This window comes from Sphingobium sp. FW305-3-2-15-F-TSA7 (assembly GCF_058787155.1).
Map to the genome: position 1 here is coordinate 46,862 of NZ_JBYSZM010000033.1, position 15,666 is coordinate 62,527.

Below are 15,666 nucleotides of genomic sequence, written 5' to 3' on the forward strand. Positions count from 1 at the left end.
ATAGTGGGCGGCGTGGAAGCGGTCAACCGCGGAACGGATGGCGCGATGCAAGTTCCCAAAGGCCATCGCGATAATGCCAGGCGGCAAGCCCGGCGATCATGATCGGTTGCCGTCGAAAGCCCGCGGAAAGGCTGCGTTGCAGCGCGCGCGCAACGGCGGGATCGACCTTGTTCTGGATCGTGACATGCGGCCACCAGGTCGTGCGATCCTGCGGCATCAGCAGCGTATCGAAGGCATCGGCCAGGCGGTCGCGGATCGCCTCCAGCACGGGGCATTCGACGCGGAGGGCCGTGCCTCTGCCGAGATCGAGGATGCCGGCGATGGTCGCCGCCGGCGGTGGGCCCCGCACCGCCTCTGCCAGCCGCGTCCGCAGCTCCGGCTCGATCGAGGGCGGCAGATGATGGAACAGCGTCAGATGCGCGTCGAGCCGGTTGCGATCTGCCGGATAATGCGCGGTCCGGAGCGCGGTCAGCCATGCGTGATCGGCCGGGCCGAACAGCGCCGATACGATGATCGGCGCCGCGGCTATATCTCGACCTGGCTGCCGAGTTCGACCACGCGGTTGGTCGGCAGCTTGAAGAAGTCCATCGCGCTTTCCGAATTGCGCATCATCCAGGCGAACAGCCGTTCACGCCACAGCGCCATGCCCGGCCGTTCGGAAGGCAACAGCGTCTGGCGCGCCAGGAAGAAGCTGGTGTCCATCATCTTGAATTCGGCGCCGCAGCCGGTGACGAGCTTGAGCGCGGCAGGCACGTCGGGTTCCTGCATGAAGCCGAATTTGATGACGAGCCGGTGGAAGCCCTGCCCGAGATCCTCGAGCATGCAGCGATTCTCCTGCACGACGAAGGGCACGTCGGCGATCTTCACCGTCAGCAGGATCACCCGGTCGTGCAGCACCTTGTTGTGCTTCAGATTGTGGAGCAGCGCATGCGGCACGCCGTCGGCGGTCGAGGTCATGAACACGGCAGTGCCCGGCACACGCGTCGCCGAGTTCGCCGCGGAGGTGACGAACACCTTCACCGGCATCGCCGCCTCGCGCATCCGCTCGATCATCAGCTTGCGGCCGCGCGACCAGGTGGTGAGCATGGTGAAGGCGAAGAAGCCGACCGCCAGCGGGAACCAGCCGCCATCGGGCACCTTGGTGAGGTTCGCCGAGAAATAGGCGAGGTCGACGATGAGGAAGATCGCGAGCGCCAGCCCGGCGCCGAGCTTGTTCCACTTCCACAGGCTGAACAGCACCACGGCGAGCAGACAGGTGTCGATGAACATCGCGCCCGTCACCGCGATGCCATAGGCCGCGGCGAGATTGCTCGACGATCCGAAGAACAGCACCAGCACGATCACCGCGACGCACAGCGCCCAGTTGATCACCGGGATATAGATCTGCCCCGCCGCGCTGGCGCTGGTGTGGAGGATCTGCATGCGCGGCATGAAGCCGAGCTGGATCGCCTGCTGGGTCAGCGAGAATGCACCGGAGATCACCGCCTGGCTGGCGATGACCGTCGCCATCAGCGCGACGATGACGAGCGGCAGGCGGAAACCGTCGGGCGCGAGCATGAAGAACGGATTCTTGATCGCTTCCGCGGCGCCCGCCAGATCGAGCGAGAGGATCATCGCCCCCTGCCCCAGATAGTTGAGCATCAGCGCGGGCAACACGAAGAACAGCCAGGACACACGGATCGGATTGCGCCCGAAATGCCCCATATCGGCGTAGAGCGCCTCGGCACCGGTCACCGCGAGAACGACCGATCCCAATGCCAGGAAGGCGAGCATCCGCTCCGCCATGAAGAACTGGACGGCATACCAGGGGTTGAACGCGATCAGCACGGTCGGGTCGCGCACGACCTGGATCAGACCAAGCACCGCGATGGTGAGGAAATAGACCAGCATGATCGGCCCGAAAAGCTGGCCGACACGTGCCGTACCCCGTGCCTGGATCGAAAAGATGAAGATCAGGATCGCAACCGCGATCGGCAGCACCCACGATTCGAAACGCGAATCGACGGTGACGAGACCTTCGGCCGCGGACAGCACCGACATGGCCGGGGTGATCATCGAATCGCCGTAGAACAAGGCGGTCGCGAAGACGCCGAGCATCACGATCGGCGCGGTCCAGCGCTTGGCGCTGCCGGTCTCGCGGTTGATCAGCGCCAGCAATGCCAGGCTGCCGCCTTCACCCTTGTTGTCGGCGCGCATGATGATGGTGACATATTTGATCGTCACCACGATCATCATCGACCAGAAGATCAGGCTCAGCACGCCGTAGATATGGAGCTGATCGGGCACGAGCTTGTGGTGTTCCGACGTGAACGTCTCGCGGAACGCGTAGATCGGGCTGGTACCGATATCGCCAAAGACGATGCCGATAGCCGCCACCGCCAGCTTCACCAGAGGCTGGCTGTCTGGCGCGTGCGAAGACTCGACCGCCTCCACATCCGTTGCCGATGTGCTCATGGAGGCGTCAGCGCGCCTGAACGTCTAGGAAAAAGGTCATAAAAGACCGACTCTCAACTGCCCCACCGCTGGAGCCCGGGGCCATTAGCACCTCGTTCATCGCACAGCAACATTGCGAGCCCGCGTCAATCTCCCGCCGCCAGCGTGCGGATGGTGAATTGCGTCACCAGCCGGTGAACCCCGGGCAGTGCCGAGAGGATCTCACGATGGACTCGCTCATAGCTGTCATCGGCGCGGACAAGCACCTTGATGAGATAATCCGACTCGCCGCTCATCAGATGCGCCTCGCGTACCTGCCGGGTTTTCGCCAGTGCCGCTTCGAACGCCATCATCGTCGCCTGGCGCTGATCGACCAGCGTGACCGAAACGAAAACCGTCGACGGATTGCCCTGCGCACCGGCGGACAGGTGTGCGCGATATCCCAGAATCAGGCCGTCATCCTCAAGCGCCTTGACCCGCCGGTGCGCCGCCGACGGCGACAGACCGACGCGCGCACCGAGCTGTTCGCTGGTCAGCGCCGAGTCGATCACGAACTGATCGAGAATTTTGCGATCTATCGCATCCATGCCAAAGCATTTTGCGCGATTTCGACAAAATGCACAATCTCATCCCATTCGAGGCTGTAGCGGAGGTCCATTTTGCAAGCACTTCCCGGCCGATCGGGATTATTCTCCGCAAAATCCTCGTGCAGGAGAGAATGATGCGCATCGGCGTCCCCAAGGAAATCAAGAATCACGAATATCGCGTCGGCCTGACCCCCGCGTCGGTCGCCGAACTGGTCGCGGCCGGCCATGAGCTGATCGTCGAAAGCAGGGCCGGAAGCGGCATCGATTTCGAGGATCGCGACTATGTCGATGCCGGCGCAGCGATCGCGGCCACCGCGGCTGAGGTCTTCGCAAAGGCCGACATGATCGTGAAGGTGAAGGAACCGCAGCCGCAGGAAATCGCGCTGCTCGAACCCCGCCACCTGCTCTTCACCTATCTTCACCTCGCCGCCGACAAGCCGCAGGCCGAGGGACTGATGAAATCGGGCGCGACCTGCATCGCCTATGAAACGGTGACCTCACCCAACCGGGGCCTGCCGCTGCTCAAGCCGATGTCGGAAGTCGCCGGCCGCATGTCGGTTCAGGTCGGCGCGCATTATCTGGAGAAGGAACAGGGCGGACGCGGCGTCCTGCTCGGCGGCGTCCCCGGCGTCGCCCCCGCGCGCGTCGCGATCCTCGGCGGCGGTGTCGCCGGCGTGAATGCCGCGCAGATGGCGGTCGGCATGCGCGCCGACGTGACGATCTACGACATCAGCAACGACCGGCTGGCCGAGCTCGACATGTTCTTCTCCAGCCAGATCAAGACCGCCTATGCCAGCAAGGCGGCGATCGCGGCGGCGGTGAAGAACGCGCATCTCGTCATCGGCGCGGTGCTGGTGCCCGGTGCCGCAGCCCCCAAGCTGGTGACGCGCGAGATGCTCAAGACGATGAAGCGCGGATCGGTGCTCGTCGACATCGCGATCGACCAGGGCGGCTGTTTCGAGACCAGCCATGCGACCACCCATGACGATCCGGTGTTCGAGGTCGAGGGCGTGATCCATTATTGCGTCGCCAACATGCCCGGCGCGGTCGCGCGGACGTCAGCGTTCGCGTTGAACAACGCGACTCTGCCCTTTGCGCTGCGGCTCGCCAATCTGGGTGCCGAAGCCGCGATGGCGGCCGACCCGCATCTCGCCGCGGGGCTCAACGTGTCGGGCGGCAAGATCCGTCACAAAGCCGTCGCGGAGGCGCTCGACCTGCCGTTCAATTGACCTGTCATCCCCGCGAAAGCGGGGATGACATGGATTGCCGGCCTCAGGAAGCGCGCTGGTCCGGTGCCGGCGCGAGCGGCGCCTGCACCGGCGGCCTGCCGAGCTGGGTCCGCAGTGCACCGAGCCGCGCCTCGAGATCGGCGCGCCAGGGCGCCTGTGCCGGGGTCCGCGCGAGCAATTCGCTCCAGATTGCCTCGGCCCGGTCGAACTGGCCGGACTGGGCAAGCGCCAGCCCCATGAAGAATGGCGGCCCAGGATGTTCGGGGGACAGGTTCGCGCCCGTCTGGAACGCATATTGCGCCGCGGGCGTCATCATGCCGTCGGCATGGTTGACCAGCGCGTTGCCCAGCCCGACCCACATGTCCGCGCTCTTGGGATAGGCCCGGACACCGCCGAGCATCACCGTCACCGCGTCGCGCGCCGAACCCAGGCGACCGAACGTGTCGGCCGTGTCCAGCCATTGCGCCTCGGTGCCGAAACTGCCCATCATCGCCTTGCGCTGCTCGATCAGCTTGGGATCGATTTCCGCGGCGGCCGATCGCGCGACGACGGGCGTACCGGCCTGGCCGGGGCTTCCCTGCCAGGCATAGCCGGCCAGCCCCAGCAACAGACCGGCACCGATCAGTTCCCAGGTCGGGCGCGGCACCCGGCCGATTCGCCAGAGCGCGAGAAAGGCAGCAGCCGCCATCGCGATGACCATCACCCAGCCCATCAGCGTGTCCTTCTGCGGAAACGCCCGCGTGCCAGCCAGATGCCGGCACCGAGCAGCAGCAATGGCGCGATCCAGAGCAGCGCCGTCCGGCCGGAAAGCGGCGGATCATAGCTGATCCACTCGCCATAGCGCTCGATCATCCAGGCGCGGATCTGGTCAGGCGTCTCGCCGCGCTGGATCCGTTCGCGCACCATAGCGCGCATGTCTCCGGCAATCTCCGCATCGCTGTCCGCGATCGACTGGCCCTGGCAGACCACGCAGCGCAGCGTCTCCATCAATTCGGTGGCACGCGCCTCCTGCTTCGGATCGGCGAGCTGCGTATCGGCGAGCGCCGCGGCGGGCATCGCCGAATCCGCCAGCGCCGGAACCGGCGACAGCATCAGCAAAAGGGCGAGCGCCCGCCTCACCGCGCCTTCCGCAACTGATCGAGGATCATCGGCACATGTTCGGGCCGGATGTCGCCGATATGCTGGTAGCGGATCACACCCTTGCCATCGATCACGAAGGTCTCGGGCACGCCCGACGAGCCGAGCGCAAGCTGGACCCGGCTGTCGACGTCCGACCCGATCCTTTTATAGGGATTGCCGTGACGCTGGAGGAATGCGGCGACATCCTCGGGGCGATCGCGAATGGCAATGGCGTCGATCTGCACACCCTGCCCGGCCAGCCCCTCGAGCACCGGCGCCTCGGCGATGCAGGGCAGGCACCAGCTTGCGAAGATGTTCAGCAGGCGCGGCTCACCGCCCTGGGCGAGATCCGCATGCCTCAGCCCCGCTATGCCGGGCGTCGCGGCGGGAAGCGCGAATTGCGGAAGCGGCTTGCCGACCAGCTTGGAATCGATCGTCCGCTCCGCCGGATTGATCAGCCCATAAGCGACGATACCGAAGAACAGTCCGAACAGCCCAAGCGGCAGCCAGAGGAGCCAGGATTTCTTCATCAGGCATAGGCCTTTCGATCTTGCGCGCGCCGCTCGCGCCGGACGCGCCCGATCAGCGACAACAGGCCGCCAAGCGCGATCATGCCGCCACCCAGCCAGATCAGGGTGACCCAGGGCTTCCACCACAGCCGGAGCTGCCAGCGGCCCTGCTCATCCTCCTTGCCCAGCACAGTATAGAGCTGGCCGTCGAGCTGCGTCGAGATTGCGGCCTCGTTGGTTTCGGTGGGGGGCGAGGCGAACATCCGCGCCTGCGGCTTGAGGATGAACGGTTTGCCATTGCCGCGCGTGACGGTGAAGGTGGCTTCCAGCGCGGTCCAGTTCGGTCCCGCGATCGGCTCCACCTTGTCGAAGCGCACGGTGAAGGGGCCGACGGTCTCGCTCTCGCCCAGGCGCGCGGCAACCAGCGTTTCCTTGGTGAAGCTGCTTTCCGCCGCCATGCCCGCCAGGCTGACGGCGATGCCGAGATGCGCGATTACCATGCCCCAGACGAAACCGGGCGTGCGGCGCAGATTGCGCTTCCACAGCGGCGCGACGCTGGCGGCGGCGACACCTGCGGCCGCGACCAGCCCGAGCAAGGGCAGGATGTGCGTGCGCGGCACGAACAGGACGAGCGCCAGCAGCGCGACCGCCGAAAGCAGGATCGGAATGGCAAGACGATTGAGCAGCGGCTTCAGTTCGTCGCGCCGCCATTTGAGCAACGGCCCAGCCCCCATGATCGCGACCAGGATCAGCGCGATCGGCCCGGTGACGAGGTTGAAATAGGGCGGTCCCACCGAAACCTTGAAGCCCATCGCCTCGGTGATCAGCGGGTAGAGCGTGCCGAGAAAGACGAGGCAGAGGATGACCGAGAGCAGCAGGTTATTGGCGACGAGCGCGCCTTCACGGCTGACCGGATCGAATTGCGTCCCTTCCTTCACCGTGCCGACGCGCAGCGCGTACAGCACCATCGCGCCGCCGATATAGATGGCGAGCAGCGCGAGGATGAAGCTGCCCCGGGTCGGATCGACCGCAAAGGCGTGGACCGAGGTCAGAATGCCCGAACGCACCAGGAAGGTGCCGACCATCGACATGGAGAAAGCGACGACCGCCAGCATCACCGTCCAGGCGCGCAGCCCGTCGCGTGTGGCGAGGACGGTGACCGAATGGAGCAATGCGGTGGCGGCGAGCCATGGCATCAGCGATGCGTTCTCGACCGGATCCCAGAACCACCAGCCGCCCCAGCCCAGTTCGTAATAGGCCCAATAGCTGCCGGCGGTGATGCCGATGGTGAGGAAGATCCAGGCGATCAACACCCAAGGCCGCATCGCGCGGGCAAAGGCCGGACCGACGTCACGCGTGACCAGCGCGCCGACCGCGAAGGAAAAGGCGATCGAAAGCCCGACATAGCCGAAATAGAGCGTCGGCGGATGGAAGGCGAGGCCGGGATCCTGGAGCAACGGGTTGAGCCCCTGCCCCTCCGGTGCCGCCGGGTCGAGCCGCGCGAACGGATTGGAGGCGAACAGCAGAAAGGCGTAGAAACCCAGGCCGATGAACGCCTGGGCGCCCAAAGTCGCCATCAGCGTCAGTCGTTCGAGATTGCGCTCGAACAGGGCGACGCCGGCGCCCGCGACCGCGAGCACCGTGACCCAGAGCAGCATCGACCCCTCATGATTGCCCCAGGTGCCCGCGAATTTATAGATGAAGGGCTTGGCCGAATGGCTGTTCATCGCGACCAGCTTCACCGACATGTCGGAGCGCAGGAACAGCCAGATCAGCATGGCGAAGGCGATGCAGACGAAAATCCCCTGCACCACCGCGACCGGCCGCACCGCGCCGAGCAGTTCCCGGCGGTCGCCGGTCATGCCGAGCAGGACCAGGACGAGCTGGAGCGCGCCCAGCGCAAAGGCGAGCCAGAGTGCGGCGAGACCGGCTTCGGCGATCATTCGACCTTGCCCGTCTTGTGCATGTCGCCCGCGATCTGCGGCGGCATGTAGCGCTCATCATGCTTGGCCAGGATATTGTCGGCGACGAAAGTGCCGGACGCATCGAAGCGCCCTTCCGCCACGGCGCCCGAATCCTCCTTGAACAGATCGGGCACGATGCCCTTGAAGCGCACGGGTACGCCGACCAGCCCATCGGTGAGCGCGAAATTGATGGTGACGCCGTCCGGCGCGCGGACGATCGAGCCCTTTTCCACCATGCCGCCCAGGCGGATCGCCTGGCCGACCGGCAAATTGGCCTTTCGTGCGTCGCCCGGCGAATAGAAATAGGCGGCCTGATCCTTCAGCGCGGACATGGCGAGCAGGGTGGCGCCGATCAGCGCCGCCAGCGCCACCAGCGCGAGCGTCAGCCGTTGATGCTTGGCCTTCACGCGTCGCGCCTCAGCGCGTCAGCGGTCCGCTCGGCACGGCGCATCGACGCGAATGCCCAGAGCGCGACCCCCGTGGTCGCGACGATGGTCAAGGCATAGGCGGCGATGACATAGGCCCATTGATTCATTCGCCCGTCATCCTTCTCAGTCGCGCCTCGACGCGGATCTGCGCCAGGCTCGCACGCATGCGCATCAGCACGATCGCACCGAACAGCAGGCTGAAGCCCAAAGTGGTGAAACCGAGCGGCCACAACAGCGATGCGTCGATACTCGAACCCGTCATGGTGATGCTCGCTTTCTGGTGCAGCGTGTTCCACCAGACCACCGATCGATTGATGACGGGCACATTGATCGCACCGACCAGACCGAAGATCGCGGTCACGCGACTGACGCTGCCGCGCTCGTCGCTGGCATTGGCCAGCGCGATATAACCGACATAGAGGAACAGCAGGACCAGCATCGAGGTCATCCGCCCGTCCCATTCCCACCATGTGCCCCAGGCGGGCCGCCCCCAGATCGAGCCCGTGGCGAGGCAGAGCGCGGTGAAGAGGGCGCCGGGCGCCGCGATCGCGCGCGCCGCGATGCCGGCCAGCGGATGGCGCCAGACGAGTTGCGCCAGGCTGGCGATGGCAAGGCCGGTCCATCCCCCCATGCCCAGCCAGGCGGCGGGCACATGGATATAGAGGATTCGGACGGTCTCGCCCTGAAGATAGTCGGGCGGCGTGAAGAACAGCCCCGCGCCCATGCCGATCGCGATCAGCAGCACACCACACCACGCCAGCCAGGGCGTCAGCGGTCTGGCGATCTTGAGGAACCGCGCCGGATTGGCGAAACCATGCATCGAGAAGCGGCTGACCTTCGGTGAGAGACGCCTCGCTCTACCGGCACGACCCCACTCCATCAAGCCGTCCGATATGGCCGGTCACTCGAAGCCCATCGGGCCCTCGGCATATCCGTTAGCCGATCGCGGCATGCTCCGGCTTCGCGCCGCGCGCCCATATCGGGCCGGCCGACCATGAGCGCTCTGCGAAGTAAAGCGTCGACACCTTCCAGCTGACGAGCGCCACGACGGCACCGACAAGCCCATCGACGGCGTAATGATAGCCAAAATGGACCGAGCCGATAAAGGTCAACATCGCGAACACTATCGCCGGTGCGCGCCAGCGCATCCCTTGCGCGGCGAAGACGTAAAGCATCGCCACCGTCACATGAACCGACGGCATGGCGGAGATTCCGCTGCCGATCTGAACGCTCTGCGCACCGAGCGCCGACACGAGATAGGCCTGTGTCCGCAAAATGGGCCCATCGGAAACGAGGTGCGTGGCAAGCGCCGCGTGAAGCCCGTCAAATCGCCCGGCGAGCCCGGCATCGAACAGATGCGCAAAGACCGGACCGGCCGCCGGCATCGCATAGGCAAGGACGAAGCCGCTGAGAAACCAGCAGAGATTCATGGCGAGGAAGAAGCGCCCGGTAAAGCGTCGCGATGCGAAAAGCGCCACGAGCGCCTGGACGAACACCAGGCTCAAACCCCAGCCGACGGTATAGAAGATCTCGAGCGCACGGCTCCCTTCGACGCCGATCAGGCCAAAGGTCAATCGCCACGGATCGGTTCCGAAGATCAATGCATCCCATTGCGCGAAGCGCGCATCCCAGCTGAATGACGTCAGCGGCGCGATCGCCGTCTTCGCCGTCGTAAAGGCCGCCAGGAACAGCGGTTGTATGACCGCCGGCAGCAGCAGCATGGGAAAGGCCGCACGCAGCCGCGATACGATCTGGGCAGCCGGACGATCGGCGCGCTGAACGGCCAGGCGAACGAGCATGAAGCCGGCCCACAGCACGACCGCGACGATGGCAACGTAGAGCGTCGGCACCAGATAGGCGAGGATCAGGCTGCTTCCATCGATACCTGAAAGATAGGATGTGATCAGCGCGAATGACGTCATTATGGCGAGCATGGCCATGTTGGGCATGATTGCCCGACTGATCGGAATCCCCGCCATCGGCCGATCACTAACCGGCAAATATTATGATTTCGGAAACGAAGCGAACCGCCCCCTGCGTCAGCCGCGCCCGATCAGTCGCCGGGCGATCCGGTCGGCGACATCGGACGCCGGCTCGCCGCTCGCGTCACTTTCGTCCCACACTTCGATCAGCCGCGCAGGGATGCGATGAATCCGCGCTTCCACCTCCGCACGATCGCCCTGCCCCAGATATTCGAGTGCGACATTGATGATCCCGCCGGCATTGATCACATAGTCGGGCGCATAGAGGATGCCGCGCGACTGGAGGCGCCAGCCATCCTCGGGCGCCGCGAGCTGGTTGTTGGCGCCGCCCGCGATCACGGTGGTGCGGAGCGCGGCGATCGATTCCGCGGTGAGGACAGCGCCCAGCGCATTGGGACTGACGATATCCGCTTCGACCGCCAGGATCTCGTCGGCACCGACCAGTCCGGCGCCGAGTTCGGCCGCCAGCGCGCCGGCGCGTTCGATATTGGCGTCGGCCAGCGTCAGCCGTGCGCCCTCCGCCGCGAGCAGCCGCGCCAGCCCGCCGCCGACGCTGCCCACGCCCTGGATCGCGACATGCACGCCCGACATGTCGTCACGCCCCAGGCCGCGCTTCGCCGCCGCCTTGACGCCCAGGAAGACCCCGAGCGCAGTGAACGGCCCCGGGTCCCCGCCCGCGCTGCCCTGCGTCACCGGCAGGCCGGACACGTGCCGCGTCGCCCTCGCGATGGCGACCATGTCGACATCGGTCATGCCGACATCCTCGGCCGTGACATAACGCCCGCCGAGCGATTCGACGGCGGCACCGAACGCGGCAAGCAGTTCGGGCGTCTTCTCGACCCCTTCGCCGCCCAGCACGACGCCCTTGCCGCCGCCCATCGGCAGCCCGGCCATCGCGTTCTTGAAACTCATGCCGCGCGAAAGCCGCAGCGCATCGGTCACGGCGAGCTGACGATCGGAATAGCGCCAGAAGCGCGCACCGCCCGCTGCTGGGCCGAGATGGGTGGAATGAACCGCGATGATCGCGGTCAGGCCGCTCGCCGCATCGCGAAAAAGGTGGACGCCCTCATGGTCGTCGAAATCCGGCAAGTCCCAAACCGAGGTCATGTCCGCTCCAGCCATTGAAATATCATTACCGACTCGCGTAATAATATTTCAAACCAGAAAGCGCCAGACCAAAGGTGGCCGGAAGAAAATGGGGCGACCGAGGGGACTTGAACCCCCGACCCCTGGTACCACAAACCAGTGCTCTAACCAACTGAGCTACGATCGCCACATGGCCGAAAGGCCGGGCGCGCACTTACGCCGAGGTTCGAATTCGGTCAAGCATATGTCCCGCACCAAACCTCTCCATCCACACCGTCATTCCGGCGAAAGCCGGAATCCCGCCTCTCTTTGGCGTGTATGACCAGAAAACCGGGATTCCGGCCTTCGCCGGAATGACGATCCGAAAGTCAGAAGCGTCCCTGCATCTGAAAGGCATAACCCTGTGCGGTCTGGCGGAAGCCCGAGGCGGCGAGGCGCTGGCCGATCGCCGGATCGCTCGGACGGACCGACAGGTCGAGTTCGTAGCGGCCATCCTCGAACAGCTTGAGCGCCAGTTTCTCCATGCCCGACTGGCCCTGGAGCGGCAGAAGCAGTGCACCACCGTCGCAGCGCGCATTGCCGGTCAGGCCCTGGGTCAGGTTGATCCCTGCAATCTCTCCGGACAAGGCAGCCTTCACCTGCCCTTCGGCACGCGCGCATTGTCCATCTTCGAATCGGACGCTGACGTCCGACAGGTCGAGCGTCTCGATCGGCAAGGGTGCGAAGACCGACGCGACCGGGATCGCCGCGGTCAGATCATCGACGCCGAAGCTGTTCCGCGTCACGCCGAGCCCACCGGCGATGCGCCCGCGGCCATCCTCGCGATTCGCGATATCGACACGGGCACGGCCGACAAGAAGCTGGATCGGCGAGAGTCGCGCCGAAAGATCGCCAAGCGGTGCATCGCCGACCCGGCTCTCGGTCAAACCGCCCAGCCAGATGCTGCCATCGGCCTTGCGCGCCGAAAGCCCCTTCTGGTCGAGCGCGAGCCAGCCCAGAGCAAGGCGAAGCGGCGTCAGCGCGACCAGGGCGACGAGGAAGGCGCAGAGGAAGACCAGGCTGCGGCCAAGCGGCAGGCGGATGCGCATCACAACCCCCTGCCCCGCATTGTCGCCTCGATCGTCAGTGTCTGATCGCTGTTGGCGCGGGCAGTGAGCCGTTCGGGAAACACGCCACGCGCCTCCAGATCGTTGAGCCAGCCGAAAAACGCCTGGGGCCGGGCAGAGGCGATTGCGATGACGACGCGATCACGGCCCTGAGGTTCGGTGCGGGACAGGACGAAACCGACCTCGCTTGCCGACTGGCCCACGACGACATCGACGGGCGCATCGAGCCTGCGGCCCGCGCCGCGTTCCAGCGCCTTCAGCGCCGCCACCTTGCCCGTCACTTCCGCCTGTTCGATCACCGCGCGGCCGTGCCGTTCGCGCGCATCGGACAGGGCATCGTCCATCATCCTGACGAAAAGCCAGGCGACCACCACCAGCATGAGCCCGACCATCACGAGCAGCATGCGCTGTTCGCGCACTGACCGGTCGCGCCACCAGGTCCTGATCCGTTCACTCATGGCAGCCTCACCGTCATCTCGACCATCTGCCGTCCCGCCTCGACGCGCGGCTGGGTGGCGGTGCCGTCAAAGCCGTAGCGCTCCAACTGACGCTGGAACGCGGCGATATCCTCCGGCGTCGCGGCCGCGAGCATGATCCTGAGCGAGCCGTCGACGCCGAAATCGAACTGGGTCAGTTCGACATTGGGCACCGCGCGGATCGCGGCATAGATCGACGCCGCGGTCGCGGAGAAGCCGGCGCCGCCGCCGCGCGCCGCCGCCAAGCGCTCGTCGAGCGCGAACAGCGCATTGGCGTCGCCGCTGCCGCCCGGCAGCGCGCTCTGCGCCACCGCGCGCGTGCGCAGTTCGATCGCGTCGGCCGAAGTCGAGTATTTGAGGATCAGCACGAGATGGATCAGCAATGTCGCGATCAGCACGCCGGCGCCAAGCCAGGCCAGGCGACGGATCAGCGCCCAATCGACCTGCCAGGGCCGGCGCTTCGCGAAACCACCGTCACGGAGATCGACCACGGGATCGGCGACGGCCGCCAGCATCGCCGCCTCGGCCTCGGCAGGCGAGAGCGTGACGACCGGCGCATCCGCCACGATCAGATCGGCAAGCCCGGGTTCTTCGAGAAATGCGCTGCTGCGGCCGCGCAACACGGTCTGCCCGGCAAACGCGCCACGCACGAACCCGTCCTCGGGACGCGGCAGCAGCAATGCGGCGGGCAGAATCGCGTCGGGTTCATGACCGAGCGCCTGCAATCGCGCGATCCAGCCGGTCAGCAATGCACGATCGACCGAGACGATCGCCCGGTCCCCGGCATCGTCGGCCTCGCTCAGCGCGACATGCAGCGTATCGAGCGGAACCACGCTGTTCTCCGCCGCGAGCAGCCGTGCGGCGGCACGCGCCTGGGCGGGCGCCAGCGCGGGCAGTTCGGCCCAATTGACCATGGTCGCGGCGGCAGGCGCGATCGCGACGATTCGCGCTTCGGGCTGATCGGGCGGACAGGCGACGAGATCGTCACCCGCCGCGGTTTCGCGATCCCCGTCATAGAGCCGCCACGCCACTGGCGCCTCGGGATCGGCAGAGAGGAACAGGAGACGCAGCGCACTCATGTCGGATCGCCCCATTGGCGAGAAACGAGCCGGGCCGGCTCGCGTGTCGAATCGATCAGTGCAGTTTCCTCCAGTTCGGCGCCACCCAGTTCGACCATGATGTCGAGCGCGAACCAGTCGGTGCGCAGCTTGGTCTGGCTGATCACCTCCTGACCGGGATTGAGCGCCTCGAGCGCGGGGAGCCGCCAGAAATCCACCAGGCTTGCATAGCCGCCAGGCGGCCGTTGGGCGAGCATCTGGCGCGCGCGCGGCACATCGAGGCGGCCGGGCAGCAGCATCGCGAACAGCGGCGCCTGGTCGGGCAGCAATGTGTTGACGTTGATCGGCGACAGCGCGTTGACGGGCAGCGCGCAGATCCAGGGGCGAAGTCGCGCGTAGAGCTCCGGCGTGACGCCCGCGACCGCGCGCAATTCGCTGACATCGCTCATCCGGGCATTGGCGGCGAGATAGGGGACCGCGAGCGTCCGGTAATAATCATCCTCGGCCCCTTCGGGCGCGGGCATGTCGTCGGCGTCGACCCAGTCGGCCAGCGCGGCGGCGACGCGACGCGCCACCTTGGTCTCGATCCCGATCGCCTCCATCAGCGCGACGAACTGCGCGATGCCGGCAGGATTGGGCTGCAGCTTGGTCGGCACCTGGCCGATCGCAACGCTGTTGAGATTGAAGCAATTGGCCCCGTCACGCACCCGCGCGGTTGCGATGCCGCCGGGAATCGGCAGGTCGAAACTCCGGCCGTTCCAGCCGCCGGCAAGCGTCGTCTTGGCAGGATCGCGCGAAACGAGATCGTCGATCCGCATCAAGGCCAGCGTCTCCGCCGCCTGGCCGAAGGCGCGCGCCTGATCGATCGCCGCGGCATTGGCGGCAAGATGCGTCGACAGCTTGAGCCGTTCGAGCGCGCCGACCGACAACACCGCCATCACCGCGACCAGCAGCAGCACGCTGAGCAGCGCGGCGCCGCGCTCACCATCCCTGATGGGTCCGCGTTTCATTGGCGATAGCCCGATCCGGCGACGAAGACCTGGCGGATCGGCGCACCATCGCCGCGATCGATCACCATCTCCACCGCACCGGGAAGCAGTTCGGGTTGCGATTCGGCCCAAGCGTCGAGCCATTCGCCATCCTTGCGATACCGCATGCGAATCGAGCGGACCCCCTCAAGCACCACGGCCCCCGCCTGCGGCTCGCCGCCGTCTAGCATGGGGTATGCGACTCTTTCGAGTCGATCACCGTTCAGACGATATTCCACTTTCTGAAGCGATGCGCGCGACGCCCCCGCCGCATTGCTCCAACCCGCGCGGACGAATGCCATCAGGGGCTCCACCCCTGCGCCGGCGGTGCCGCGGAACGCAGGCACCCGATCGCCCGACAATGAACGTGTGGTGCGCGGCACGGCCTGGGCCAGATCGCCAGTCAATGCCGAGCCGAGCCGGCGGATCGTCGCGATATCGTCGAGCCGGGTCTTGGCCGATGCCTGCGCACTCACGCTGAAGCTCAACAGCATCACCCCGCCCGCCGCCAATATCCCGAAGATCAGGAGCGAGATCATCAGTTCGACAAGCGTGAAGCCGTTTTCGGCGGAACGCCGAAGGGGCGTGAAGCCGTTTTCGGCGGAACGCCGAAGGGGCGTGAAGCCGTTTTCGGCGGAACGCCGAAGGGGCGTGAAGCCGT

General features: G+C 66.0%; 18 protein-coding genes and 1 tRNA gene. 1 reads left to right on the plus strand and 18 read right to left on the minus strand.

The window, feature by feature from the left end; all coding sequences use genetic code 11:
• Window positions 1-22: 22 nt before the first annotated feature.
• From AC3WN8_RS22880 to AC3WN8_RS22890, 3 genes are all read right to left on the minus strand, one after another.
• Window positions 23-616 carry a 2'-5' RNA ligase family protein gene (locus AC3WN8_RS22880; RefSeq protein WP_492671840.1) on the minus strand — a complete coding sequence of 198 codons (594 nt, stop codon included), beginning with the start codon at window positions 614-616 and terminating at the stop codon, window positions 23-25.
• Entirely contained in the window at window positions 526-2,454 is a 1,929-nt protein-coding gene (locus AC3WN8_RS22885; protein WP_492671803.1) for a potassium transporter Kup, read from the minus strand. Before AC3WN8_RS22885 ends, AC3WN8_RS22880 begins: the two co-directional genes overlap by 91 nt.
• A gap of 125 nt (window positions 2,455-2,579) precedes the next feature.
• Window positions 2,580-3,020, minus strand: coding sequence for an Lrp/AsnC family transcriptional regulator (locus AC3WN8_RS22890; protein ID WP_492671804.1), 441 nt, complete (start codon window positions 3,018-3,020; stop codon window positions 2,580-2,582).
• Window positions 3,021-3,154: 134 nt separating this feature from the next.
• On the opposite strand from AC3WN8_RS22890, the gene ald reads away from it, so the two are divergent.
• A complete protein-coding gene (gene ald, locus AC3WN8_RS22895) occupies window positions 3,155-4,249 on the plus strand; it encodes an alanine dehydrogenase (RefSeq protein ID WP_492671805.1) in 1,095 nt (364 codons plus the stop codon).
• Window positions 4,250-4,292: 43 nt separating this feature from the next.
• Here ald and AC3WN8_RS22900 read toward each other — a convergent pair whose 3' ends face one another.
• From AC3WN8_RS22900 to gspJ, 15 genes are all read right to left on the minus strand, one after another.
• Complete coding sequence (locus AC3WN8_RS22900) at window positions 4,293-4,961, minus strand: tetratricopeptide repeat protein (protein WP_492671806.1); 669 nt, start codon at window positions 4,959-4,961, stop codon at window positions 4,293-4,295.
• Entirely contained in the window at window positions 4,961-5,368 is a 408-nt protein-coding gene (locus tag AC3WN8_RS22905) for a cytochrome c-type biogenesis protein (protein WP_492671807.1), read from the minus strand. The genes AC3WN8_RS22900 and AC3WN8_RS22905 overlap by 1 nt, the downstream gene beginning before the upstream one ends.
• Entirely contained in the window at window positions 5,365-5,898 is a 534-nt protein-coding gene (locus AC3WN8_RS22910) for a DsbE family thiol:disulfide interchange protein (RefSeq protein ID WP_492671808.1), read from the minus strand. The genes AC3WN8_RS22905 and AC3WN8_RS22910 overlap by 4 nt, the downstream gene beginning before the upstream one ends.
• Window positions 5,898-7,820, minus strand: coding sequence for a heme lyase CcmF/NrfE family subunit (locus AC3WN8_RS22915; protein ID WP_492671809.1), 1,923 nt, complete (start codon window positions 7,818-7,820; stop codon window positions 5,898-5,900). Before AC3WN8_RS22915 ends, AC3WN8_RS22910 begins: the two co-directional genes overlap by 1 nt.
• Window positions 7,817-8,248, minus strand: coding sequence for a cytochrome c maturation protein CcmE (gene ccmE / locus AC3WN8_RS22920; RefSeq protein WP_492671810.1), 432 nt, complete (start codon window positions 8,246-8,248; stop codon window positions 7,817-7,819). Before ccmE ends, AC3WN8_RS22915 begins: the two co-directional genes overlap by 4 nt.
• Entirely contained in the window at window positions 8,245-8,376 is a 132-nt protein-coding gene (locus AC3WN8_RS22925; protein WP_492671811.1) for a hypothetical protein, read from the minus strand. The genes ccmE and AC3WN8_RS22925 overlap by 4 nt, the downstream gene beginning before the upstream one ends.
• Window positions 8,373-9,089, minus strand: a complete 717-nt coding sequence (ccmC, locus tag AC3WN8_RS22930) for a heme ABC transporter permease CcmC (protein ID WP_492671841.1) — start codon at window positions 9,087-9,089, stop codon at window positions 8,373-8,375. The genes AC3WN8_RS22925 and ccmC overlap by 4 nt, the downstream gene beginning before the upstream one ends.
• Window positions 9,090-9,204: 115 nt before the next feature.
• The gene (locus AC3WN8_RS22935) at window positions 9,205-10,191 is read right to left on the minus strand and encodes a phosphatase PAP2 family protein (RefSeq protein WP_492671812.1); all 987 of its coding nucleotides are present in this window, start codon (window positions 10,189-10,191) and stop codon (window positions 9,205-9,207) included.
• Between the two features lie 117 nt (window positions 10,192-10,308).
• Window positions 10,309-11,358: a Glu/Leu/Phe/Val dehydrogenase family protein gene (locus AC3WN8_RS22940; RefSeq protein WP_492671813.1), complete on the minus strand. Its 1,050-nt coding sequence runs from the start codon at window positions 11,356-11,358 to the stop codon at window positions 10,309-10,311.
• A gap of 89 nt (window positions 11,359-11,447) precedes the next feature.
• Window positions 11,448-11,524 (minus strand) — tRNA-His (locus AC3WN8_RS22945).
• Between the two features lie 181 nt (window positions 11,525-11,705).
• Window positions 11,706-12,425: a type II secretion system protein N gene (locus AC3WN8_RS22950; RefSeq protein WP_492671814.1), complete on the minus strand. Its 720-nt coding sequence runs from the start codon at window positions 12,423-12,425 to the stop codon at window positions 11,706-11,708.
• Window positions 12,425-12,901: a type II secretion system protein GspM gene (gene gspM / locus AC3WN8_RS22955; RefSeq protein ID WP_492671815.1), complete on the minus strand. Its 477-nt coding sequence runs from the start codon at window positions 12,899-12,901 to the stop codon at window positions 12,425-12,427. Before gspM ends, AC3WN8_RS22950 begins: the two co-directional genes overlap by 1 nt.
• Window positions 12,898-13,998 (minus strand): type II secretion system protein GspL, encoded by a 1,101-nt coding sequence (gspL, locus tag AC3WN8_RS22960; RefSeq protein WP_492671816.1) that lies wholly within the window; start codon window positions 13,996-13,998, stop codon window positions 12,898-12,900. Before gspL ends, gspM begins: the two co-directional genes overlap by 4 nt.
• Complete coding sequence (gene gspK / locus AC3WN8_RS22965; protein ID WP_492671817.1) at window positions 13,995-14,987, minus strand: type II secretion system minor pseudopilin GspK; 993 nt, start codon at window positions 14,985-14,987, stop codon at window positions 13,995-13,997. The genes gspL and gspK overlap by 4 nt, the downstream gene beginning before the upstream one ends.
• The coding region (gene gspJ / locus AC3WN8_RS22970) for a type II secretion system minor pseudopilin GspJ (protein ID WP_492671818.1) at window positions 14,984-15,666 on the minus strand (683 nt) is incomplete at its 5' end. The genes gspK and gspJ, both read right to left, overlap by 4 nt.

Bases quoted from the DNA above. Each gene is read 5' to 3' on its own strand.
- AC3WN8_RS22900 (WP_492671806.1), bottom strand. From the start codon at position 4,961: ATGGGCTGGGTGATGGTCATCGCGATGGCGGCTGCTGCCTTTCTCGCG.
- AC3WN8_RS22940 (WP_492671813.1), bottom strand. From the start codon at position 11,358: ATGACCTCGGTTTGGGACTTGCCGGATTTCGACGACCATGAGGGCGTC.
- gspK (WP_492671817.1), bottom strand. From the start codon at position 14,987: ATGAAACGCGGACCCATCAGGGATGGTGAGCGCGGCGCCGCGCTGCTC.
- AC3WN8_RS22890 (WP_492671804.1), bottom strand. From the start codon at position 3,020: ATGGATGCGATAGATCGCAAAATTCTCGATCAGTTCGTGATCGACTCG.
- AC3WN8_RS22910 (WP_492671808.1), bottom strand. From the start codon at position 5,898: ATGAAGAAATCCTGGCTCCTCTGGCTGCCGCTTGGGCTGTTCGGACTG.
- AC3WN8_RS22950 (WP_492671814.1), bottom strand. From the start codon at position 12,425: ATGCGCATCCGCCTGCCGCTTGGCCGCAGCCTGGTCTTCCTCTGCGCC.
- gspL (WP_492671816.1), bottom strand. From the start codon at position 13,998: ATGAGTGCGCTGCGTCTCCTGTTCCTCTCTGCCGATCCCGAGGCGCCA.
- gspM (WP_492671815.1), bottom strand. From the start codon at position 12,901: ATGAGTGAACGGATCAGGACCTGGTGGCGCGACCGGTCAGTGCGCGAA.
- AC3WN8_RS22915 (WP_492671809.1), bottom strand. From the start codon at position 7,820: ATGATCGCCGAAGCCGGTCTCGCCGCACTCTGGCTCGCCTTTGCGCTG.
- AC3WN8_RS22935 (WP_492671812.1), bottom strand. From the start codon at position 10,191: ATGACGTCATTCGCGCTGATCACATCCTATCTTTCAGGTATCGATGGA.
- ccmC (WP_492671841.1), bottom strand. From the start codon at position 9,089: ATGCATGGTTTCGCCAATCCGGCGCGGTTCCTCAAGATCGCCAGACCG.
- AC3WN8_RS22885 (WP_492671803.1), bottom strand. From the start codon at position 2,454: ATGAGCACATCGGCAACGGATGTGGAGGCGGTCGAGTCTTCGCACGCG.
- AC3WN8_RS22925 (WP_492671811.1), bottom strand. From the start codon at position 8,376: ATGAATCAATGGGCCTATGTCATCGCCGCCTATGCCTTGACCATCGTC.
- ald (WP_492671805.1), top strand. From the start codon at position 3,155: ATGCGCATCGGCGTCCCCAAGGAAATCAAGAATCACGAATATCGCGTC.